Consider the following 21086-nt stretch of genomic DNA (forward strand, 5'->3'; position numbering starts at 1 on the left):
TCACTGGCCAAATAAGCGTTGGAAAAAAGAAGGCTTTTTCTCAGTTTCTTGTTCTTCGGACTTTTCATCTTCAATGAAGATTTCTTCATTATCAACAGCTTTGTCACTCGCCAAAAGAAGCCCGATATCAGTGTTGGAATCATGGTCTGTGACTCTTTGTGCGTGAATTCCATTCTCACTGGCAAGCCTTGTATATTCACTCACAGCCTGGTGCCCAATCAAGCCATTGACGAGTAAATGGGCGTCCGGGTATTTCTTTATCATTTCTTCAACTTCTGGATACGTTCCTTTTTTCATTACCTGTTCTTTTGTTAAAGCAATAAGTACTCTTTCCCGGAATGTCCCTAAAAATCTCCGTTGTTCGTCCGGATTTACTCTTCTGCTCCCATGAATACCTTCCTGGATATAATCATTTACATCCCGTGAACTCAATGAATATTCACTCCCTTTTATCCTGGTGCTATTTCCCTTTTCGCCACAGTTCCCTGATCATTTTTCTAAGTTGATCCTGATATTCAAGGGATAATATCTCAGCCCCTTCTTCAATTAGCCCAGCGTAATATTTCGACGGAGGTATATCTGTTACAGCTTTATCTTTTATCGTATAGGTTTCAGCTTTTACCCATTCATTTGATTCGAGCCTTTTTACATGCACAGGTATACGATCGTATACGAGGGGGTATCCTTCTCTAATATCAAGCTCTTCAAACCCGGGCACTTCAAAAAGTGCGCCTTCTACGGTTTTTCCTTCTTCAAATATAATATCTGCCACTCCCCCTTCCCGTTTATGGGAAAAAGCGCGAAAGCCGAATGTATAATCATGTAGAAGCGCGGGTCCAAGACGTTTCCCATCTACCGTTCTTTTAATATCATTTACATTCATACAGGAGCCATACGCAAAATAATAAGGCACGTTGATACCACCTTTCCTTTTATGCACCAAGGAGATTTGAAAACTTAATAAAAAACAGGAAAATAATAAGGATGGATAACAGCAAACTGAATTGAAACAGCTTATCTCCTGCTTCTTTATTTTCTTTGTTTTCCTTTTCTGCTGACAGTAATAACCTGATTTGTTTAGAAGTCAGTCCCAGAAAGGCACTGATAGCGACCCAGGTTACCAATACCAACACCGTCCATACAGACAACCAGTTATCTGTAAGAATGATTCCGGTAATGAAAGCAATGATGATTCCGACATGAGCCCCATGGATGATACCCCGGTAAATTTTAAAAAGGGGTAGTCTGTAGGATCCATCTACTCCCTTATACAAAAAAGGCAATGGTATGAGCAAGAAGAAGAAAATTGAAATCACCCAATGCAAAATATAGCTTGTTAAATACAACAACATAGACTTTTCCACCTCACTTCCTTTACCACTATAACAGATCAAAAAATCCTCATAAATATAATTCCATCTTTTTATTTTTCTGTGATAAAATAATGAAGGACCAATTAAGACAGAGGTGAAGAAAATGCCTACGGATCTATTCATGTGGTTCATCGTATTGTGGTCTATATTCTTGACGGTAATGATGTTTATCGGGGGATACTTTATGTTCAGAAAGTTTCTGAAACGTTTCCCTAAAGAAGATGGAAAATCAATCTTGGACTGGCAGGATTATTATATTGAGCAAACCCGCCATCTGTGGCCGGAAGATAAAAAAATGCTATTAGAAGAACTGGTCTCTCCCGTCCCTGAATTGTTTAGAGATGTAGCCAGGGAAAAAATTGCCGGGAAAATCGGTGAGCTTGCACTTAAAGAACAAGTTGACACCATTGATGAAGATTTAATTATTCGCGGCTACATTATAGCCACTCCTAAACGAGACCATAAATTTCTCCGTGCAAAGCTTAAAGAAAAGAAAGTGGATCTACAGCCCTACAGTCACCTGTTCTAGTTTCTGAAAAAGATGCTGGGACACAACGAAGCTAAAGAGAAGAGTCCTCACCATCGGTGAGAGCTCTTTTTTGTTTCCAGTATGCTATTGGTTAATTGTTCAAAGGGCCACTTGCACCCACCTAAAGGCACCAGTGGGACATCCTCTCAAGCTTCTTTTCATTCGCTTTCACGTTGTCTTCTATGCTCGATCAAGACTTCTGCTAACCGGGGAAGACCCCCGGTGGATAGCTCTTGCTTTTGCCGTCCCTGAAGGACACCGCCCAGCAGGATAACCAAGTAGTTTTGAATCCAAAAATAAGGCTCCCTTTATCAAAAGACGATAATGGGAGCCTTATTTTCATTTAGGTAAGATAGTCAATTTTTACCTTGTAGCTGGAGCCGGCGAAGGCTTTTCAATCGGATCCTTCACCAACAACTCTTTCTCTGCCTTTTTATATCCTAGGAGCATCGCTACTCTCCAAGGAAGAATCATCCCGTAAGCTAAAATAAAAAACATCCCAGCCAGTTCTGCCACGTGAATCGCATCGCCAATAATGATTTTAAAGGTAATGCGAGCGAGTAACAAAAATATTAAAATAAACACAAATGCCTTTGAACGGCGCAAATAAATTTGATTATTTTTTATTTCAAACTTGGACGTCTTAATTAAGAAAATAGAGAAAATCAAGCCAACTGCCAGTGCTTCCATAATTTGAAGAGGAGATAACCGGGCAGGTTCATATAAAAACATGAGAAATCCCGTCGACATAAAAATCGGGGGAAGAACGATCTTTTTGAGTGTGGCCGGCTTCTTAATTGCTTTTAAGCGTATGATGATCGCTAAGGCAGCCATCATGGCAGCGCCCAAGGTTCCAAGCATCACCGATGTTGTCAAGGTGTATGCCTCCTCCCTTTTCCGTTTTACGGATACTATAAAAACTCCGTAAGTTCCTATTATTAATCATACACCGAGCAGCCTGAAAGATGCAATGTCGTTTTAAGGGGAAACAGGCTTTAACAGTAAATCGATAGCAACGACGCTAAAAGCCAGGTAAAGAGTAAAGATAAATGGCTGTTTGCTTATAACCCAATTTACTCCAAACCATAAAAAAACAAGCCCCAGCGTCCCTTCGTACACATGAAGGGGATGATGGAAATTCCCTTCATACATTAGTCCCCATGAACCCCCGGTCGATAGGCCTGGCTGGATTAATAACAAGGAATAGAGCGAATAACCAAGGAAAATAGACAATGAAATGTCATCGGCCGTATGAAGAGACCATTTCTTTTTCTTCCACATTAAACCAAGCACAATAGCACCTAATAAGACAGCAGCCTCTTTTGCGAAAGGACCTCCAGAAGTAAACAGTAACTGGGATGGGTTAAGTATCATACTCCAATTTCCAAATAAGGGCCACATATGATATAGGATAACCCCTGCCACAATTACACCTGTTACTGATGAAGTGATCTCTTCCTTTGCTTTGTTTCCCCACTTTCTTTTTAAGATAATGCTTAGTAACGCATAGGAGAGAGCAAAGGCAGCGGCCAAAGCAATCAGCCAGCCTGGAAATTGAAAAGGTCCCATGGTGATCAAATCATGCCTCTTCATCATCACTTCTGCCCCCTTCTTCTCTTACTATATGTATGGCCTGTATTAATTCATTCTTTGTTAGAGCACCTGTTTTCCTCCACCTTATGTATCCTTCTGCATCTATTATAAAGGTAGTCGGTATTGATCTCACCTGATACTCTCTGCTTACAGTCCCTTCTTCATCAAAAAGATTTATATAAGGAACTTTATATTCCTCTATAAAGCTCTTGGCATCTTCCATGGTATCCTGGGTAAGCATGTTTACTCCCACAAACTTCACCTCTTCTTCTTCAAACAAATGAGAGGATGCTATTAAATCCTCCATCTCTTCGTGACAAGGAGGACACCAGGAAGCCCAGAAGTTTATGACAAGGGGGCGTTTCTCATCTTCTGTTATCGGATCATACATCGAACCATTTTTGTATAAGGATAAAGGCGGTGCCTGAAAACCTTCCAAAGGCAATGCTGATTCCTGGGAGTCCTCTGGCTGGGCGGAACCTAACCAGATAAAGAAAATGATAAAGAGTACGAAAAGAAAAGCAGAAGATATTTTTTGCCATTTCACAGCTGCCGCCTCCTTTTTTCCTGTAGTGTGAAAGAAGGAAAAAACCGCCTTATTTTCAGGCGGCTTTTACTTATTTTTCTACATCATATCCAATATCTTCTATTTCTTCTTTCATCCTAGCAGGTGTCACTTTATCGTTATCATAAGAAACTGTTACGTTGTTATGATCAAGACTTACCTCAGCCTTTTCTACGCCTTGTAAACTTGTTAATGCTTTTTCTACAGAAGCTTTGCAATGACCGCATGTCATTCCTTCTACATGTATCACTTCCGTCGCCATTTCTTCACCCCATTTGGTAAGTTTATCAATTCTTCTATATTATTATGACAAAAGACACTCTTGATTAGCAACTACTCTACTCATTCTTCTTCATCCGGCTTGCCAGAGATGTTTAAATTTTGTATAATTTTTCAATGATACTTTTTGAGGTGAAGATGATCATGCATGCACAAGAGCTCATAATCAAAATAGAAGCCAAACGAAACCAAATGATGAATGCTGGCCGCCACTATGGATTAACCTCTGGAAAAGTTTTGCAAGCAAGCCAGGAACTGGATGAACTGCTTAATTTGTATCAAAATGAAAAAGCACTGACCGCACACCCTTATTGAGACGAAGAGCAATGGATTTCTCAGGTAGAGAAATAATTACTGAGACTTAGAAAAACAGTCTCTTTAAAGAAAGAAGGGTCCAATTATCGTTACTTGATAATTGGACCCTCTTTTAATGACCATAGATATTACCGGGCAGTGTACAGCCGAATTGTCATCCAGGCATTTCCTTATTAATCCCTTGTTGAAGCAGGTACATATTGTAATAAAGTCCCTTCCTTGTCAGGAGTTGGTCATGGGTTCCTTCCTCGGCTATTTCTCCCTGGTGAAGAACGAGGATATGGTCAGCTTCCTTGATTGTGGACAGCCGGTGAGCAATAGCAAGCGTTGTCCTGCCTTTTTTCATTCTTTGTAATGCTGTTTGAATCGCTTCTTCCGTTTCTGTATCAACATTGGCCGTTGCTTCATCTAATATTAATATCTTTGGTGAACGCGCCATAGTTCTTGCAAAGGAGATCAACTGTCTTTCTCCGCTGGAAAAAGTAGCGCCTCGTTCTCCAACGGGGTGGTTATACCCATTCGGAAGCCGACTGATAAATTTGTCAGCATTCACAAAGCGTGCAGCTTTTTCGATGTCCTGATCAGTCAATGATTTATCATATAACCTGATATTTGTTTTCACATCTCCGGTAAATAAGAAATTATCCTGCAGAACCAGACCCAGATGTTCTCTAAGCTCACTGTTTTCGTAGGAGGAAAGATCTGCTCCATCAATCATAATACGTCCTCGTTCTACCGGGTAAAACCTCATCAAAAGATTTATAATTGAACTTTTCCCACTCCCAGTATGCCCCACTAAAGCGAGAGTTTCGCCTTTGCGAACCGTAAAGGAAATATTTTTTAAAACGTCTGTTTTTCCATCATATGAAAAAGAAACATTTTCAAAACGGACTTCTCCCTCCCGGATAGTTGGACGGTCTTTGCCAATCTTAAAAGGGGCAGCCTCATTGTGGTCAATTAAACGAAAAACACGACCGGCTGATACAATGGCCTGCTGAAACAATGAAAGACGCTGCATCATTTGATTAACAGGCTCAAAGAAACGATCCAGGTAATTTACAAATGCGTATAACACTCCAATCTCAACTGGCCCTTGAAACGATGCAAAACCAAAATATTGTAAAACTAAAATAAAAGCAAGAATCGATATAAAATCTACAGCAGGCCGCAGCAGGAGCCCATCAAGTTTCATGCCCTTCAACCAGGCGCGATGATGTTCTTCGTTTACTTTTTCGAATTCTTTTCTCATTCTTTTTTGCTGCCTGAAAGCTTGAATAATTGTCATTCCCTGAATCGATTCATTGATTTTTCCGTTTAACTGACTTAGCTTACCGCTCATTGCTCCGTAAAACCTGGCACTTAAACGACGGTATACATACATAAGACCCAAAATAACAGGAAGGAGAAATAAGCATAGAATCGCAAGGCGTGCATTTAAATAAAACATTGCTATGAAAATACCAATAAGAAATACAATATTTTGAACGAATGTCGATAATACGTCAACAAACATCTCTTTAACTGCCTCGGTGTCATTGGTCACCCTTGAAATAATCCCGCCTGCCGGAGTACGGTCAAAAAAGGAAAGGCCAAATTTCTGCGTCTTTGAAAAAACATCTATTCGAAGCTGCTGAATAATCCGTAACGCAATCTTTTGAAACCAAAAACGCTGAAAGTAGTTAAAAATAACCGAAGTTACATGCAGGATAACATAAGCAGAACCTAACCATAAAAGCGGTTCAAAAGGGAAGTTTTGTGGCGTAAGATAATCGTCTATAAAAATTTGAATTAAAATTGGACCAACAAGTTCGGCTCCTGTTCCAAGTAACAGGAAGATAAATGAAAGAATAACGAGCCCTTTATGCCCTTTCAAATAAGCCATAAGCCTGAGAAATACTTTTCTTTGTTCCTTGTGCTCCAAAAAATCATCTTGGTGCTTCATCCTGCCTCCCTCCTCTGTTAACGAGTGATTCAAGCTGCTGCTGCTCATACATCCTCTTATACCAGCCGTTTTTTTGCTTCATTAAATCCTCATGGCTCCCTTTTTCCAGTATTTTTCCTTCATCAAGTACAAGGATAAGATCTGAATGCTTGATTGCACTTAAACGATGAGCCGTAATAATTGTTGTTTTGTTTCTTCTTTCTTTTCTTAACGCATACAAAATATTTTCCTCTGTTTGAGCATCGACAGCAGATAAAGAGTCATCTAATATAAGCATTTCCGGATCAAGCAAAAGAGCTCTTGCGATAGAAATTCTCTGCTTTTGTCCTCCGGATAAGGTCACTCCCCTTTCTCCTACTACCGTTTCATATCCTTTATGAAGCTGAATGATATCCTCATGAACGCTCGCAAGCCTACTTGCTTTGATCAGGCTGCTAAACGAAGCATCTGGATCTCCAAATGCAATGTTATCAGCAATCGTCGCAGAAAATAAAAAATGATCCTGAGGCACGTAAGCAATAGATTTCCTTAATGCATCCAAAGTATATTCGCTAAGAGAATGCTTTCCAAACAAAATTTCCCCTCTATTAATCTCAACTTCTCTTAAGAAAAGTTTAACTAACGTCGTCTTTCCGCTCCCTGTTTTCCCGACTACTCCTAACGTCTGCCCTTTTTTTAAGGAAAATAAGATATTTTGAAGAGCAGGATCCTGGCTGTTGTCATAATATACTGATTGAATATGAGCTTTCACATCACCTTCAGGCGGGATAGATACCGCTCCGTCTTTATCTGTAATTGCTTGTGGTTCTTTAAGAAGCTTCTCGACTCTGCCGTAGGAAGCACGTCCTCTTTCCACTATGTTAAATAGCCAGCCAAAAGCAAGCATGGGCCATATTAATAATCCTAGGTAGATCGTAAAGCTTGTAAGTTCCCCGATTGTAATTGTTCCGGCCACTACATATTGAGCCCCAAAATAAATAGATAGAAAATAAGAGATACCTACAATAAAAGAGATCGTAGGATCGAATAAGGCATCAACCTTGGCCACCGATATATTTTTCTTTACCACGTCCTCTGACTTGTCCCTGAAAGACTCTATTTCCAGATTCTCATGGCCAAATGTTTTCGTTATTCTGACTCCTGAAACGCTCTCTTGAACTTTATCGTTTAATGAAGAAAAAGCTTCCTGTGCCTTTCCAAACCTTTTATGAAGTAACGTTCCATAATAACTTGTCATCAATGCCATAAATGGCATAGGGATTAAACTGATCAGTGTCAGTTCCCAGCTAATCGTAATGGCCATTGTAAGAATGACAAAACCGCCCATGGTCAGAGAATCAACAAGAGTTAACACCCCTACTCCCGCTGTCTGTTCTATAGCTCTTATGTCGTTTGTGGAATGAGCCATTAAGTCACCTGTTCGTCTTTTGTTGTAAAAGCTTGACGACATTTTTGTAAAATGCTCATAAAGTCTATTCCTAAGTAAGCGTGCCAGTCGGATGGCAGAGCCAAAAATCAGCAAGCGCCAAAGAAAGCGGAGAATATATATTAAGACAGCAAGTATGAATAAAATTCCTGTCCAATACCATATTATTTCCTGTGTTAATGTTTCTTCTAAGATATGATCAACAAAGACACCAACCACATAGGGAGGAAGCAGGGATAAGAAGGAGACTAGTACGAGAAGAAAAATTCCTGTTCCATACTGCTTCCTCTCTTTTTTGAAATACCACCATAAATCTAAAAATACTTTCATAAAACCACCTGCTCTCCCATTCAAATTCTAATCGCAAAATAAAAACACCTCATATTTGAGGTGCTTGTGTTATTTCTTATCTTGCTGCCGCTGCATCGCTTTCATCATTTGATTAATTTTTTTCTGTGAAGGGTTCTGACCCATTTGCATCATCATTACCCGCAGCATTTGTTCATTAATAGGCGGGTTTTTCTTCATGTAATTCATCATGGTCTTGCGGGCAATGAAAAAACCTAATGCTAAACCAGCTAAAAGGCAAGCAAGCCCCACAAGCACAAACCAAAGCCAATCCATTCCTTATGTTCCTCCTTCTAAGACCATTAACGGAAATAATGTCATGAATGCAAGTATAACCTTGTATATTATAACGTATCCAAAGTCCTAATGAAAGAGGAGGGATGAAAATCTTTATAAAACCGTGTAAACTTTTAACGGTTTCAGCCACCCGAAGGTTTGCTTTTTGTAATTAATTGCAAAGATATAGTCGCTTAGCTGCTTGATGATATCAAATACTATCCACTCTTTTTGGTAATCCCCGTCAGTTTCAAGGATCATATACGTTGGAGTAACCGTAAGGGAAGCAGATTCGTCGGTATTTTTAAACATTAAGCTTTGATCCTCTTTTACCGCTTTTCTAAAACCCTGGTCCTGAAACATACCCTCCATGCCCAATAGCCAATCTTCAATTGGAATCGGGGTAGTGACGTATTTTATTTGCTTTTCAAGTAATGGCTTTGCCCACTTATACGCTCTTTCATAGTCCTGGAACAGGCGATATAGTTTATCCTCAGATTGGTAGTATTGAACCGCCACTTCCTTTTCCATTAAGTATAGTACATAACGATTCATTGCCGTATCCCTCCTGGAATCTTTTTATCATCATACAGGATAAAAAAAGCAAGGAGTGTCATTTTATGGTTTTAATCTACCATTCTTTTTGTCGAATGTAAAATTATTTCATTAATATTCAGAAAAAAGATAGAAGAAGCTCTCCTTAAGAGAGCTCCTTCTATCATATATCATTATCTTTGCAGTAATGCCTTTACTTTTGCTACAACATTCTCCACTGTAAATCCGTATTCTTCAATAACCTTGTCCCCAGGCGCAGAAGCTCCAAAGCGGTCAATGGTTAAGGTGTCTCCTTTTAGGCCTACATATTTATGCCAGCCTTGAGAAGCAGCCATTTCGATACCAAGACGAATTTCTACGTCACTAGGAAGAATTTCTTCTTTATAATCCTTATTTTGCTCGTCAAAGCGATCAAAGCTTGGCATGCTTATTACATTGACTTTAATACCGTCTTTTTCAAGGGCACTTTTAGCTTCGACAGCCAATGACACTTCAGACCCAGTAGCTAATAAAAGAGCATCAGGAGTTCCTTCTGTTTCAGAAATCACATATGCTCCTTTTTTCACTCCTTCATAGGCTTTCTCTGCTGTTCCCTCTAATGTTGGCAGTCCTTGTCTAGTCAAGATAAGAGAGGTTGGCTTGTTTTGGCTTTCAAGAGCCGCACGCCAGGCTGCCACTGTCTCATTTCCATCTGCAGGCCTGATGACAGAATGATTAGGAATTGCTCTTAATGCAGCAATTTGTTCAATCGGCTCATGGGTTGGACCATCTTCACCCACTGCAATGCTGTCGTGAGTGAATACATAGGTAGCCGGAATCTCCATAAGTGCACTTAAGCGAAGGGCCGGACGGAGGTAATCCGAAAAGACCAGGAACGTTGCAGAGTAAGGTTTTACTCCGCCATGAAGAAGCAACCCGTTGACTGCTGCCGCCATCGCAAACTCACGCACTCCAAACCAGACATTTCTACCTTTGTAATTGAGTTGTGTGAAATCCTCTTCTTCTTTGACGAGAGTTTTGTTAGAGGATGCAAGGTCAGCTGATCCGCCGAAAAGGGAAGGAACTGCAGAAGATAGTGCCTGAATCGCTTCTCCAGAAGAAGCACGTGTTGCAAGCTTATCCTCGCCAGCCTTATAAACAGGAAGATTACTATCCCATCCATTTGGGAGCTCGCCTTTTACCGCTTGAGTAAATTGCTCAGCAAGTTCCGGGAATGCCTCCTGATACTTTTCAAACGATTTATTCCATTCAACTTCTTTCCCTGCTCCCTCAGCTTTCACGTTTGCGTATAATTCTGCTACTTCAGGCGGGATGTGGAAGTCGTTTTCAAATTCCCATTTGTACATTCCTTTAGTGGCAAGCACTTCTTCTGAGCCAAGAGGAGCACCATGAGCTGCGTTTGTTCCTCCTTTTTTCGGAGAACCAAAACCAATGGTGGTCTTTACTTCAATGAGTGTCGGACGCTCATCTTGTTTTCCTTCTTCAATGGCTTTCGTAATAGCATCTATGTCGTTGCCATCTTCTACTAGAATCGTATGCCAGCCATATGCTTCATAACGCTTTCTTACGTCCTCGGAGAACGATTTATTAAGATCCCCATCCAAGGAAATATCATTTGAATCATATAAAACCACAAGACGCCCAAGCTTCAAATGCCCTGCTAATGAGGCTGACTCACCGGATACACCTTCCATTAAGTCGCCGTCACCGCATAGAGCATAGGTGTAATGATCAACAATTTCATGGCCCTCTTTGTTATAAGTCGCAGCTAAATGCCTTTCAGCCATGGCCATCCCCACTGCCATTGCGACTCCCTGACCTAATGGGCCTGTTGTTGCTTCCACACCAGGAGTGTGTCCGTATTCAGGGTGGCCTGGGGTCTTACTCTCCCATTGCCTGAAGTTTTTTAACTCATCAAGAGACAGGTCATAACCTGTAAGGTGAAGCAGGCTGTATAAAAGCATAGACCCGTGTCCAGCAGATAATACAAAACGGTCCCGGTCAAACCATTCGGGGTTAGACGGATTGTGCTTCATTACTTTTGTCCACAAGGCAAAAGCCATGGGAGCCGCCCCCATAGGCAGACCAGGATGACCTGAATTTGCTTTCTCAATACTGTCAATAGATAGTGTACGAATGGTGTTTATCGCTAGCTGCTCAACATTAGTTGACATTCCTGAAATTCATCCTTTCTTCCTCTGTATATGTATTCCTGTTTTATGATATCCTTTCTGCTTGTTTTTAACAAGGCTAGAGAGACCTTAATCTTCCACCGTGCCAAAAAAGAATCCATATATTACTACTTATTAAAAATAAAAAACCCTAGACATTTGTCTAAGGCTCTCTATATGTGATAAGTTACCTTCCGCTTTTCTTGGCTTCTTCAAGTTTTGCTGGCGTAACATCGTTGCCTTTTTCATCAACTACTTTCACTGATTGAAGCTGACTTTTAAAAGAAGAACGAAACTTAGCTAAATATTCATTTCTTAGCTTTTGTTGTTCAGCCTCTTCTGTTTCCGTTAGTCCTGTCGTCTTAGCTCGTTTCGCTAGTTCATTAATTCGAGCAATCTTATCTTGGGATAACATGACAGATGTAAGACCTCCCTATTTTTACCGAAATATATGTACATGGTAACGTATGAGTCAAGGTAAATGCAAATGTCCAGGCGTGTTGTTACATGACCTGACAAAGCTGATGCTTTGAAATAGAAGGACATTGTTTATTTCTCTCCACTTTCCAAATCCTGGTTTTCTGTTTTTATATATTCCACATACCTGCGGTGAACTGTTGCTTTTGAGACTTCAAATCCAAGACCTCTTAACGTGGCAGCAATTTCATGAAAAGTTAAATCGCGCTTTCTTAAATTTACAATTTCTTCGATAGGCACTTCTTTTCGGTCACGCCCTCCCTGATCCATGTTTTTTAAATTTTTTTCAGGTCTGTAGCCCTTTTCAACAGCCCGCTTCATCCCCCTCTGGATTTTAAGGTTATGTATTTTCCGTTGATACTCTTCCACCACAGAAATGATGTCCATCAGCATAGAATCCGTTTCTGAAAGCTGAAGCTTTCCTCCATCACGAACGGAATACACCTCAGCACCTTGTTTATGAAGCTGGTGCAAAATAGCAATCTTAGCATTTCCTCTTCCTATTCTCGTGTCGTCTTGGACACAGAGCGCATCGGCTCTTCCTTCTGACAGATCATCCAGAGCTTCAAGCAAGCCTTCACGCTCAACTGTATAGCCGCTTGCTTCTTCTTTAATAGTTTTATAGACTCGGTCGCCCTTTTCCTCTACCAGTTTCTTCAGCTCTTCCTCCTGTCTGCTCAAGGAGGATTGCTGGCTTTCTTTAACCGTGCTTACCCGGCAATAAATAATACACTTCTTCATTGAATAACCGCCTTATCATACACCTGCTGGATCACGTTCTATTATAACACTGTGTGTGTTCAATCATCGACCAAAACTGCCTTTCTTTCCGGCAGGAAAGATAGAAGTGAAGTGTCACTGAGTTCTTCTTCAACAGCCGCCGCTGGAAGGTTCCATGGGTCATCTACTGAGCTTTGGTATTGGACAGTAGAAACAAGAATGATAATAGAAAGAATAAATAATAAAAGGATAAGCCATTCTTGTCCTGAAATTTGCTGAAACTTTCTTATCATATGAATCACCTTTTCACCAGAATGTATGTTCTTATTTGATAATGATTATAACGAGAACTATTGTTCCCGTCAACAAATTAGAACGAATGTTTGCGTACATATGTTTTCCATGGTATAATTTGCTTAAATTCAAAGAATAAAAAGAGGTGCGGAATTATGAGTAAGTTGTCTACTAGGCAGCAGCAAATATTAGACTATATTAAAGACGAAGTCCGCCAAAAAGGGTACCCTCCTTCTGTTCGGGAAATTGGTGAAGCAGTCGGCCTGGCATCAAGCTCAACCGTGCACGGACACCTCTCCCGATTAGAGAAAAAAGGACTCATCCGCAGAGACCCTACCAAGCCGAGAGCAATTGAAGTTATTGAACTTGAGCCTGAACAGCCTATCATCTCAGAAAGCAACGCGGTATATGTGCCGGTGATCGGGAAAGTTACAGCAGGACAGCCTATTACAGCCATTGAAAATGTAGAAGAGTATATCCCTTTACCTGAACGTATGGTTTCAGAAGAGAAAGTATTCATTCTGACTATCCAGGGAGACAGTATGATAGAAGCGGGGATCTTTGATGGAGACCTGGTCATTGTCAGGCAGCAGCAAACAGCAGATAACGGAGATATTATTGTAGCTATGACAGAAGAAGAGCACGAAGCTACGGTGAAAAGGTTCTTTAAGGAAAAAGACTATATTCGGTTGCAGCCGGAAAACAGTGCAATGGATCCTATCATCCTTGACAGTTGCATCGTATTAGGAAAAGTGATTGGTGTATTCAGGACTATTCATTAAGCTATCTTTTCTAGTAATCTATTAATAATAACAAGCAAAGATAAATCTTTTTTTGCAAAAATGCCCCCGTCTTAGAAACAGACAGGGGCATTTTTGTTATTCTATTCATTTTTTATAGTGAAAAGCATACCTATAGTAAGGGGTATGCAACGACTACAATGTTGCACAAATAGCAGAGCTTATCGCTTTCAATGCCAGCACGATGAACAAAAGTCATAGAGAGAACTGCCATTAATTAAACAAACATCTTGCCTGTCGGTGTATTAATCTGCTTTATATATATATATCAAACGAAAAAGTCTATATATCAATCTACATAATCTTCGCCCTCCAGTAGCCTTTTTCTTTCCTCATCAATAAAAGACCCTTGATGCCTGAGGCATCAAGGGTCTGATAGGTATTAATAAGTTTGGATATACTGCTCGCGCTCCCATGGGTGCACTTGCGTACGGAACATATCCCATTCGATTTCTTTTGCTTCAACAAAGTGCTCAACTGCATGCTCGCCTAATGCCTTTACAAGCACTTCGTCTTTTTTAAGATTATCAATAGCTTCTTTCAAGTTAGCTGGAAGATCTTTAATTCCTTCTTCCACACGCTCTTCTTTATCCATTACATAGATATTGCGGTCTGTTGGCTCTGGAGATTGGCCTTTCTTTTTGATTCCGTCAAGACCGGAAGCAAGAAGTGCAGCCATAGCCAAATATGGGTTAGCAGCCGGGTCTGGACTGCGGACTTCAATACGAGTGCTCATTCCGCGAGAAGATGGAATACGAACAAGCGGACTGCGGTTTCTCATTGACCAAGCTACGTATACCGGAGCTTCGTATCCAGGTACAAGGCGCTTATAAGAGTTAACAATTGGGTTCGTTACTGCAGTAAACGCTTGAGCATGATCCAGGATACCAGATAGGAACTGCATGGCAGTTTCGCTCAATTGAGTTTCATTATTTGGCTCATAGAATACATTCCCGTCTTCGTTAAACAAAGACATGTTACAATGCATTCCGGAACCGTTTACGCCAAACAATGGTTTTGGCATAAATGTTGCGTGTAAGCCGTGCTTTCTGGCAATAGTCTTTACAACAAGCTTAAAGGTCTGGATATTGTCACAAGCAGTTACAGCATCAGCATATTTAAAGTCGATTTCGTGCTGGCCAGGAGCTACCTCATGGTGGGAAGCTTCGATGTCAAAGCCCATGTCTTCAAGTTCAAGCACGATGTCACGACGGGCATTTTCACCAAGATCTGTTGGAGCAAGGTCGAAATATCCGCCTTTATCGTTTAGTTCCATAGTCGGCTCGCCTTTTTCATCATTTTTGAAAAGGAAAAATTCAGGCTCAGGACCAATGTTAAAGGCTGTGTACCCCATGTCTTTTGCTTCCTGCAAGACACGCTTTAAGATCCCGCGAGGATCCCCTTCAAATGGTGTCGGCTCTTCTCCAGGTGCTCCCGGCTCATAAATGTCGCAAATCAAACGAGCAACTTTCCCTTTTTCTGGAGTCCAAGGGAATACGACCCACGTATCAAGCTCTGGATATAAGTACATATCTGATTCTTCAATGCGGACGAACCCTTCAATAGAAGACCCGTCAAACATCATTTGATTATCCAATGCTTTTGTAAGCTGATCATAAGGAATTTCTACGTTTTTGATAACTCCTTGCAAATCAGTAAATTGTAAACGGATGAATTTGATATTTTCTTCTTCTGCAATTCTCAAAATATCCTCTTTTGTGTACTTGCTGCCCATGTTAACTGGCTCCTCTCTAAGTATGTTATCTAATAAAACTTTTGCAGCTCCATTATGTAAGGAGAACAAAAGGTCTTCCCCTTATTAATTGAAAAAGCGGGACAACTGGCCCTGGATCATTGATGGCTTCCCATGCTTTCCAGCCATCATCACTTCATTTTTCAAATGGCGTCGTAATTCTTTCTGAGAAATCTCTGTTTTCGGTGCAAGAGCCGGATTTTCTTTACTGCTTTGCTCTTGTGCTCTAAGTTCAAAAATTTCTTTAATACCTGAAATGTTAATGCCTCTTTCAATCAAGCTCTTTATTTCCAAGAGACGATCCACATCATTAAACGAAAACAACCTCTGATTACCGCTTGTCCTGGCTGGGTGAATAAGTGAATGTTCTTCATAATACCTGATTTGCCTGGCGGATAATTCAGTGAGCTGCTTCACTATGCTAATCGGGAACAGAGGCATATTGCGGCGAACGTGATCATTCATATTTCCGTCCCCCTTTCCCTTGATTTAACTATATCATACATCATGTCAGCTTTGCCGTCAACACATGTCACCTTTTTTTACATCAGATTTTTCAGACAGATTATCCCTTGCCAAATAGACTATACCATATTCTTTTTTATCAATTCATCAAGGGCCCGCATGACTGCTGTTTTGACATGAATATACGTCAGCCCGCCTTGCACAAATGCAGTATACGGAGGACGGATGGGTCCGTCTGCCGACAGCTCAATGCTTGCTCCTTGAATAAAAGTGCCCGCTGCCATAATCACTTCATCCTCATAACCAGGCATCGGACTAGGCATAGGTACAACCTTAGCATCTACAGGAGAGGCTTCTTGGATTGCCTGGCAAAATGAAATCATTCTTTCTTTGTCCTCAAACTGTATCGCCTGGATCAAATCTGTTCTTTTCTCCTGAGAGGAAGGGGTTGTAGTTAGACCAGCTTCTTCAAGTAAAGCAGCTGTGAAAAAGGCTCCTTTTAAAGACTGGGCAACAGTATGGGGAGCCATAAAAAACCCCTGGTACATTTCTAGGAGCATGGATAACGTTGCCCCGCCTTCTCTTCCGATCCCTGGTGCTGAAAGTCTTCCGGCCGCCTGATCTACCAGCCTTTTCCTTCCAGCAATATAGCCCCCTGTTTTTGCAAGGCCTCCACCTGGATTTTTAATTAAGGAACCTGCCATTAAATCAACACCGACATGACCTGGCTCTGTTTCTTCCACAAATTCACCGTAACAGTTATCAACGAATACAATAACTTCAGGATTAACTTCCTTAACAAAGTGAGTCATGTTTTTTATTTCTTCTATTGCAAAAGAAGGACGTGTGTCATACCCTCGTGACCTTTGAATAGCGACTACCTTTGTTTTTTTCGTTATGGCTTTGCTTACTGCCGGGTAATCTACATTCCCCTCTTTTGTTAAAGGGACTATGGAACACGCAATACCATAATCCTTTAAAGAGCCTGGTTCATTTTCCGTTAATCCAATGACCTGCTGCAGGGTGTCGTAAGGAGTCCCTGTTATGTATACCAGCTCTTCCCCAGGCCGGAGGCTGCCAAACAGTGCAGTGGCTATCGCGTGAGTCCCGGAGATAAATTGATGCCTGACTAATGCGTCTTCTGTTCCGAAGGCTCTGGCATAAACCTTGTCCAACGTTTCCCTGCCAGCGTCGTCATATCCATATCCTGTCGAAGGATTAAAGTGAAAAGCCGAAACTCCCTCTTCCTTATAGATCGTTAGCAAACGCCCTTGATTATATTCTTCTATTTTTTCTACTTCTTTATGCTGTTTCCCTATTTTTTCTTCCGCGAGTTCAGCTAGTTTTTTTATCTTGTCACTATAATGACTGGTCATCTGTGGTTCCTACTTTCTGATTGTTAAGCTTAAATCGTAATTTTCACTCGTTAACGAGGGTGAACACTCATCGTAGACCCTCATGTTTTCCTTGTTTATCCCTGTTCACATCATATATTTTGAAATTTCCCCGTGAATTGGGTGGTCTTCTTTTACATAGCCTTTTACATAGAACATTTCTTCTTCCTCAGATAGAGTTTCTTCGCTCACTAACGTGTCTTTTTTAAGGGAAGACACAAGCTTACCATTCTTAAGGGGCACCTTGACATGGTAAAACACCATGGCTTCTTTTAGAACTTCTTCCATTTTCCCTTTTAATTTTTCTATATCTAAATCCTCGAATGCAGAAATTAAAATGGAAGAGCTGTCTGCTGGAGGCAAAGGTATTTCTTTATTACGCTGGTCTTTTTTATTAAATACTGTAAGGACAGGAAGGTGGCTTACTTCAAGTTCCTGAAGTAGCTTGTCTACTGTTTCCATTTGTGAAGAAGCTGATGCGTCTGACGAATCGACTACATGAAGCAGGACGTCTGCCTCTTTCACTTCTTCCAGTGTAGAACGAAATGCAGCTACCAATGTGGTCGGAAGATCCTGAATAAAGCCAACTGTATCACTTAACAGAACGTTATACCCCGAAGGAAGTTTCATTTGTCTTGTTAAAGGATCAAGAGTGGCAAACAGCAAATCTTCTTCAAAAGCCTGAGAGTTTGTCAGCTTATTTAATAATGTGGACTTTCCTGCATTCGTGTAACCAACCAATGCAAATTGAATAACGCTGTTTCTTTTTCGCTGCTTACGGTAGCTTGTTCTCTGGGAACTAATTTGAGCAAGCTGTTTTTTAAGATCATCCATTCTTTTTTGAATATGGCGACGATCAGTTTCTAATTTTGTCTCCCCGGGACCTCTTGTTCCTATCCCTCCTCCAAGCCTGGAGAGGGCAGCCCCCTGTCCTGTTAATCTCGGCAGGAGATAGCTAAGCTGTGCCAGCTCCACTTGTATCTTTCCTTCTTTTGTTTGAGCTCGTTTTGCAAAGATATCAAGGATTAACTGAGTTCGGTCTATAACAAAAGCCTCAACCATCCTAGACAAATTTCGGATTTGGCTTCCAGTCAATTCATCATTAAAAACGACAATGTCAGCTTCTATCTCTTCCACCAGCTGGGAAAGTTCCTCCACCTTCCCTTTACCAATATAGGTGGAGGACTCCAGCTTGTGGCGAGTCTGGGTCAGGGAAGCGGCTACAATTCCATCTGCTGTTTTGACCAGGGAAGCTAGTTCATCAAGCGAAGATTGAAACCTTTCTTCATCTTCATCTTGCAGCCGGCATCCAACTATGATTATTTTTTCTTCCATTGCTATCCCAACCTTCTGTTTACAGACTATAAACCAGATTCTATCTCATCTACATTAAAATCTTCGGCTTCTAACCTGAGAAGAGAAGCCCTGTCTTTATCTTTTCTCTGCTTCATAACCCGAACGGCATGCATCCTGATTGCTTTTTCAACACAGTTTCGTACATATCGGCCGTTGCTGAAATGACGAACCCCCTGCCGCCCTGTTTTTTCAAAATGCAGTTTCATTTTATATAATGCTTCCCGGCTGCACTCATATTCTCTTTCTTTCACCATCATTTCAAGGAGCGTTAACAACTCATGTTGAGAAAAATCCTTAAAAGTTAAAGACGTTGGAAAGCGAGACGGCAATCCGGGGTTTAACGAAAGAAAATGATCCATTTCCCTTGGATATCCAGCGAGAATTAAAACAAACTCATGCTGCTGATCTTCCATAGCTTTCACTATGGAAGGACTTTAGACAATAATATTTTCATTTCCCCCAGAGATATTCAGGTCCACAACTAGTTCTCTGTCGGGCTTAAAGATAATCCGCCGGACAAGCAATTTTGTGATTCGCTTTTTTTGAGTGTAAGACAGGTTGTTAAGCTTATGTCTGTATTCATCCTCCCAGGCAGCCTTACCTGTCTTCTTTTCTATATCCTGTTTCTCCACTTTGTTTTCAGAGGATTCCTTTTCATTAGCAGATACTAGTACGAGTTTATCATTAATTTCCGTCATTTTCTTCTCGAGGAGCACTTTATCTACTTTGCCATCTAGATATAGATCAAGAATCCTTTGTTTTTTCTCAAGCAATTCTTCTTTTTCTTTTTTTAAGACATATGCTTCTTGAGTACGTGCATGGCTATTTTTTTCATTGTTATATCTTTCATTCCCCTTTGGAGGTTGTTTTATATATTCCACAATCGTGTCCCACAAAACCTGATCTACAATAGCAGAGTTCCAATAGGGGCTTTTGCACGCTGTTTGTGATTCTCTCCGATGAGAACAATAGCTTTTTTTATGTTTTCCTGTGCATGCATAATACGTATAGGAACGCCTGCCGGATTTCACGGTTGTCCCCATAGAACGGCCGCAATAACAAACTCCTGTACCCTCTATAAGATAAGGATAAACCGCCGGCCTCCCCGCATGAGATCGGTGAGAAGCAATCACTTTCTGAACTTTTTCAAATGTCCTCTGGTCAACTAATGCTTCAATTGGAAGAGGAAATTGTTCACTCAGTGGTCTCTCTCTTTTAAATCCCTGGTGATAGTCGGATTTATACGCGTAATACGTTCCTAAATAACTTTGGTTTTTTAAAATTCGAGTTACAGTGGAACCATACCACGTTTCGCCTCTAGGTGCAGGTATCCCTCGTCTGGCAAGCTTTTCTGCAATTTTTTCTCCGCTCTGTCCCTCGCTTGCCCATTGAAAAATAAGCTTGACTACCGCTCCTTCTTTTTTATTTATCATTAATTGATCCGTTTCTGTATTGAAGGTATAGCCAAAGAGCCTTGGATCAAAGCTTAGCTTCCCATGCTTTTTAATCTTTTCTATCCGTCCTCTGATCGTTCGTTCTCTTATTTTTTCTCTTTCATACTGAGCAAAGATTCCTCTCAATTGATAATACATCATTCCTTCAGGTGTGTTTTTCCATTCAAAGTTCACAAATTCCAGTCTGACTCCTTGTTTGACAAATTCATCTGTAAGCAGCAATTGATGAGTCAGGTTCCTAGACAGCCTGTCAGGATCATAAATGATTATTATATCTATTGTTTGCTGTTTTACATATTGTCGCATCAGTTTCAGCCCCTGGCGCTCTAACGTTGCACCTGAAGCTTGATCTCTTATCACGTGAATCGTATTTTCTTTGTATCCCATGCTCTTTGCCTTGAGTAAACACCGTTCAATTTGTGATTCCAAGCTGTACCCTTTTTCTTTTTGCTCTTCAGTTGACACCCTCCCATAGATGATTAGTTTTCCTTCATCCATGGTCATGCCTCCTGTTCTGTTCTTTTAAAGGAAGATTATTTATGTCATTTTTTTCTGACACACTCTCATTATCAAAGACTATACGAATAATTTCTCTCCAAACTTCTTCATTCGTTTCCTTGTCAGCAAGCACGTTAACTTTTGTAGTTATATCCTTTGCCTTCAAGGGTGTTTTCTTCATTCTTCTCACCTCGCCTTATCCATGGCTATGAGAGTGAAAAGTTGTCTCATTCCTCATTTACTAATGTAGGCATTATATTTGTATAAGGAAAGAAAAACGGGGGAACAAAACAGTCTTAGTAGTGAAATAATTCTGTGCATTATCATTTGGTTCGAAGGGTTATTTATTGACATGATCCATTTCCGTAACCACGATCGATTACGAGAAAATATAAACGGCCTCAGCCCCATTCAATATAGGACCAAGACCGTAACAATCATTTTTTTCTACTTACAGGGGGCAGCTCAAACGGTGAGTGACATTCATTTACCTAATTTGTGTG

25 protein-coding genes are annotated in these 21086 nt (G+C 40.7%); 3 read left to right on the plus strand and 22 right to left on the minus strand.

Translation table 11 applies throughout. The features are described 5' to 3' along the window. From ACFPU1_RS04255 to ACFPU1_RS04265, 3 genes are read right to left on the minus strand one after another with little or no spacing between them, the layout of a single operon-like run. Window positions 1-432, minus strand: coding sequence for a YueI family protein (locus ACFPU1_RS04255; RefSeq protein WP_054637217.1), 432 nt, complete (start codon window positions 430-432; stop codon window positions 1-3). 28 nt (window positions 433-460) lie between these two features. Then, window positions 461-913: a gamma-glutamylcyclotransferase family protein gene (locus ACFPU1_RS04260; protein ID WP_385938995.1), complete on the minus strand. Its 453-nt coding sequence runs from the start codon at window positions 911-913 to the stop codon at window positions 461-463. Window positions 914-932: 19 nt separating this feature from the next. After that, window positions 933-1352 (minus strand): hypothetical protein, encoded by a 420-nt coding sequence (locus ACFPU1_RS04265; protein WP_385938997.1) that lies wholly within the window; start codon window positions 1350-1352, stop codon window positions 933-935. A 124-nt stretch (window positions 1353-1476) separates the two neighbouring features. Here ACFPU1_RS04265 and ACFPU1_RS04270 point away from each other — a divergent pair, with 124 nt between their 5' ends. Next, the gene (locus ACFPU1_RS04270; RefSeq protein ID WP_054637214.1) at window positions 1477-1902 is read left to right on the plus strand and encodes a DUF2621 domain-containing protein; all 426 of its coding nucleotides are present in this window, start codon (window positions 1477-1479) and stop codon (window positions 1900-1902) included. A 363-nt stretch (window positions 1903-2265) separates the two neighbouring features. Here ACFPU1_RS04270 and ACFPU1_RS04275 read toward each other — a convergent pair whose 3' ends face one another. From ACFPU1_RS04275 to copZ, 4 genes are all read right to left on the minus strand, one after another. Beyond that, complete coding sequence (locus ACFPU1_RS04275) at window positions 2266-2763, minus strand: CcdC family protein (RefSeq protein ID WP_385940452.1); 498 nt, start codon at window positions 2761-2763, stop codon at window positions 2266-2268. Between the two features lie 117 nt (window positions 2764-2880). Then, window positions 2881-3498, minus strand: coding sequence for a hypothetical protein (locus tag ACFPU1_RS04280; RefSeq protein ID WP_385938999.1), 618 nt, complete (start codon window positions 3496-3498; stop codon window positions 2881-2883). Then, window positions 3482-4042: a TlpA family protein disulfide reductase gene (locus ACFPU1_RS04285; protein ID WP_385939001.1), complete on the minus strand. Its 561-nt coding sequence runs from the start codon at window positions 4040-4042 to the stop codon at window positions 3482-3484. Before ACFPU1_RS04285 ends, ACFPU1_RS04280 begins: the two co-directional genes overlap by 17 nt. Before the next feature lie 70 nt (window positions 4043-4112). Beyond that, window positions 4113-4322: a copper chaperone CopZ gene (gene copZ / locus ACFPU1_RS04290; protein WP_054637210.1), complete on the minus strand. Its 210-nt coding sequence runs from the start codon at window positions 4320-4322 to the stop codon at window positions 4113-4115. A gap of 161 nt (window positions 4323-4483) precedes the next feature. Between copZ and ACFPU1_RS04295 the strand changes: the two genes are divergently transcribed. Continuing rightward, complete coding sequence (locus ACFPU1_RS04295; protein ID WP_385939003.1) at window positions 4484-4654, plus strand: Spo0E family sporulation regulatory protein-aspartic acid phosphatase; 171 nt, start codon at window positions 4484-4486, stop codon at window positions 4652-4654. Between the two features lie 154 nt (window positions 4655-4808). Here ACFPU1_RS04295 and ACFPU1_RS04300 read toward each other — a convergent pair whose 3' ends face one another. From ACFPU1_RS04300 to ACFPU1_RS04335, 8 genes are all read right to left on the minus strand, one after another. Beyond that, on the minus strand, window positions 4809-6596 hold the full coding sequence (locus tag ACFPU1_RS04300; protein ID WP_385939005.1) for an ABC transporter ATP-binding protein: 1788 nt from the start codon (window positions 6594-6596) through the stop codon (window positions 4809-4811). Beyond that, on the minus strand, window positions 6580-8352 hold the full coding sequence (locus ACFPU1_RS04305; protein WP_385939007.1) for an ABC transporter transmembrane domain-containing protein: 1773 nt from the start codon (window positions 8350-8352) through the stop codon (window positions 6580-6582). The genes ACFPU1_RS04300 and ACFPU1_RS04305 overlap by 17 nt, the downstream gene beginning before the upstream one ends. Before the next feature lie 69 nt (window positions 8353-8421). Then, window positions 8422-8646 (minus strand): YneF family protein, encoded by a 225-nt coding sequence (locus tag ACFPU1_RS04310; RefSeq protein WP_054637207.1) that lies wholly within the window; start codon window positions 8644-8646, stop codon window positions 8422-8424. Between the two features lie 114 nt (window positions 8647-8760). Further along, window positions 8761-9201, minus strand: a complete 441-nt coding sequence (gene sirA, locus ACFPU1_RS04315; protein ID WP_054637206.1) for a sporulation inhibitor of replication protein SirA — start codon at window positions 9199-9201, stop codon at window positions 8761-8763. Window positions 9202-9374: 173 nt separating this feature from the next. Further along, window positions 9375-11375, minus strand: coding sequence for a transketolase (gene tkt / locus ACFPU1_RS04320; protein WP_385939010.1), 2001 nt, complete (start codon window positions 11373-11375; stop codon window positions 9375-9377). Window positions 11376-11559: 184 nt separating this feature from the next. Then, the gene (locus ACFPU1_RS04325; RefSeq protein WP_054637204.1) at window positions 11560-11787 is read right to left on the minus strand and encodes a DUF896 domain-containing protein; all 228 of its coding nucleotides are present in this window, start codon (window positions 11785-11787) and stop codon (window positions 11560-11562) included. A 134-nt stretch (window positions 11788-11921) separates the two neighbouring features. Then, the gene (locus ACFPU1_RS04330) at window positions 11922-12590 is read right to left on the minus strand and encodes a YneB family resolvase-like protein (RefSeq protein ID WP_385939012.1); all 669 of its coding nucleotides are present in this window, start codon (window positions 12588-12590) and stop codon (window positions 11922-11924) included. A gap of 59 nt (window positions 12591-12649) precedes the next feature. Beyond that, complete coding sequence (locus ACFPU1_RS04335; RefSeq protein ID WP_385939014.1) at window positions 12650-12862, minus strand: hypothetical protein; 213 nt, start codon at window positions 12860-12862, stop codon at window positions 12650-12652. Between the two features lie 156 nt (window positions 12863-13018). Here ACFPU1_RS04335 and lexA point away from each other — a divergent pair, with 156 nt between their 5' ends. Next, window positions 13019-13645, plus strand: coding sequence for a transcriptional repressor LexA (gene lexA / locus ACFPU1_RS04340; RefSeq protein ID WP_385939016.1), 627 nt, complete (start codon window positions 13019-13021; stop codon window positions 13643-13645). A 400-nt stretch (window positions 13646-14045) separates the two neighbouring features. Here the strand turns inward: lexA and glnA are convergent, their stop codons facing one another. From glnA to ACFPU1_RS04375, 7 genes are all read right to left on the minus strand, one after another. Further along, a complete protein-coding gene (gene glnA, locus ACFPU1_RS04345) occupies window positions 14046-15398 on the minus strand; it encodes a type I glutamate--ammonia ligase (RefSeq protein ID WP_054635423.1) in 1353 nt (450 codons plus the stop codon). 84 nt (window positions 15399-15482) lie between these two features. Next, window positions 15483-15881: a MerR family transcriptional regulator gene (locus tag ACFPU1_RS04350; protein WP_054635398.1), complete on the minus strand. Its 399-nt coding sequence runs from the start codon at window positions 15879-15881 to the stop codon at window positions 15483-15485. A gap of 119 nt (window positions 15882-16000) precedes the next feature. Beyond that, window positions 16001-17257, minus strand: a complete 1257-nt coding sequence (locus ACFPU1_RS04355) for a methionine gamma-lyase family protein (protein WP_385939017.1) — start codon at window positions 17255-17257, stop codon at window positions 16001-16003. 105 nt (window positions 17258-17362) lie between these two features. Then, entirely contained in the window at window positions 17363-18610 is a 1248-nt protein-coding gene (hflX, locus tag ACFPU1_RS04360; protein WP_385939018.1) for a GTPase HflX, read from the minus strand. Between the two features lie 26 nt (window positions 18611-18636). Further along, window positions 18637-19044, minus strand: coding sequence for a hypothetical protein (locus tag ACFPU1_RS04365; protein WP_232725569.1), 408 nt, complete (start codon window positions 19042-19044; stop codon window positions 18637-18639). 21 nt (window positions 19045-19065) lie between these two features. Next, entirely contained in the window at window positions 19066-20583 is a 1518-nt protein-coding gene (locus tag ACFPU1_RS04370; RefSeq protein WP_385939020.1) for a recombinase family protein, read from the minus strand. After that, window positions 20576-20764 carry a hypothetical protein gene (locus ACFPU1_RS04375; RefSeq protein WP_385939022.1) on the minus strand — a complete coding sequence of 63 codons (189 nt, stop codon included), beginning with the start codon at window positions 20762-20764 and terminating at the stop codon, window positions 20576-20578. Before ACFPU1_RS04375 ends, ACFPU1_RS04370 begins: the two co-directional genes overlap by 8 nt. Between the last annotated feature and the right edge of the window lie 322 nt (window positions 20765-21086).

Origin of the sequence: Thalassorhabdus alkalitolerans (assembly GCF_042656525.1) — a bacterium.
Lineage (GTDB): Bacteria > Bacillota > Bacilli > Bacillales > Marinococcaceae > Thalassorhabdus > Thalassorhabdus alkalitolerans.

Excerpts from the sequence above, each read along its gene's own strand:
- ACFPU1_RS04265 (WP_385938997.1), bottom strand. The coding sequence starts at position 1,352 with ATGTTGTTGTATTTAACAAGCTATATTTTGCATTGGGTGATTTCAATT.
- ACFPU1_RS04270 (WP_054637214.1), top strand. The coding sequence starts at position 1,477 with ATGCCTACGGATCTATTCATGTGGTTCATCGTATTGTGGTCTATATTC.
- ACFPU1_RS04275 (WP_385940452.1), bottom strand. The coding sequence starts at position 2,763 with ATGCTTGGAACCTTGGGCGCTGCCATGATGGCTGCCTTAGCGATCATC.
- ACFPU1_RS04280 (WP_385938999.1), bottom strand. The coding sequence starts at position 3,498 with ATGATGAAGAGGCATGATTTGATCACCATGGGACCTTTTCAATTTCCA.
- copZ (WP_054637210.1), bottom strand. The coding sequence starts at position 4,322 with ATGGCGACGGAAGTGATACATGTAGAAGGAATGACATGCGGTCATTGC.
- ACFPU1_RS04295 (WP_385939003.1), top strand. The coding sequence starts at position 4,484 with ATGCATGCACAAGAGCTCATAATCAAAATAGAAGCCAAACGAAACCAA.
- ACFPU1_RS04300 (WP_385939005.1), bottom strand. The coding sequence starts at position 6,596 with ATGAAGCACCAAGATGATTTTTTGGAGCACAAGGAACAAAGAAAAGTA.
- ACFPU1_RS04305 (WP_385939007.1), bottom strand. The coding sequence starts at position 8,352 with ATGAAAGTATTTTTAGATTTATGGTGGTATTTCAAAAAAGAGAGGAAG.
- ACFPU1_RS04310 (WP_054637207.1), bottom strand. The coding sequence starts at position 8,646 with ATGGATTGGCTTTGGTTTGTGCTTGTGGGGCTTGCTTGCCTTTTAGCT.
- sirA (WP_054637206.1), bottom strand. The coding sequence starts at position 9,201 with ATGAATCGTTATGTACTATACTTAATGGAAAAGGAAGTGGCGGTTCAA.
- tkt (WP_385939010.1), bottom strand. The coding sequence starts at position 11,375 with ATGTCAACTAATGTTGAGCAGCTAGCGATAAACACCATTCGTACACTA.
- ACFPU1_RS04325 (WP_054637204.1), bottom strand. The coding sequence starts at position 11,787 with ATGTTATCCCAAGATAAGATTGCTCGAATTAATGAACTAGCGAAACGA.
- ACFPU1_RS04330 (WP_385939012.1), bottom strand. The coding sequence starts at position 12,590 with ATGAAGAAGTGTATTATTTATTGCCGGGTAAGCACGGTTAAAGAAAGC.
- ACFPU1_RS04335 (WP_385939014.1), bottom strand. The coding sequence starts at position 12,862 with ATGATAAGAAAGTTTCAGCAAATTTCAGGACAAGAATGGCTTATCCTT.
- lexA (WP_385939016.1), top strand. The coding sequence starts at position 13,019 with ATGAGTAAGTTGTCTACTAGGCAGCAGCAAATATTAGACTATATTAAA.
- glnA (WP_054635423.1), bottom strand. The coding sequence starts at position 15,398 with ATGGGCAGCAAGTACACAAAAGAGGATATTTTGAGAATTGCAGAAGAA.
- ACFPU1_RS04350 (WP_054635398.1), bottom strand. The coding sequence starts at position 15,881 with ATGAATGATCACGTTCGCCGCAATATGCCTCTGTTCCCGATTAGCATA.
- ACFPU1_RS04355 (WP_385939017.1), bottom strand. The coding sequence starts at position 17,257 with ATGACCAGTCATTATAGTGACAAGATAAAAAAACTAGCTGAACTCGCG.
- hflX (WP_385939018.1), bottom strand. The coding sequence starts at position 18,610 with ATGGAAGAAAAAATAATCATAGTTGGATGCCGGCTGCAAGATGAAGAT.
- ACFPU1_RS04365 (WP_232725569.1), bottom strand. The coding sequence starts at position 19,044 with ATGGAAGATCAGCAGCATGAGTTTGTTTTAATTCTCGCTGGATATCCA.
- ACFPU1_RS04370 (WP_385939020.1), bottom strand. The coding sequence starts at position 20,583 with ATGGATGAAGGAAAACTAATCATCTATGGGAGGGTGTCAACTGAAGAG.
- ACFPU1_RS04375 (WP_385939022.1), bottom strand. The coding sequence starts at position 20,764 with ATGAAGAAAACACCCTTGAAGGCAAAGGATATAACTACAAAAGTTAAC.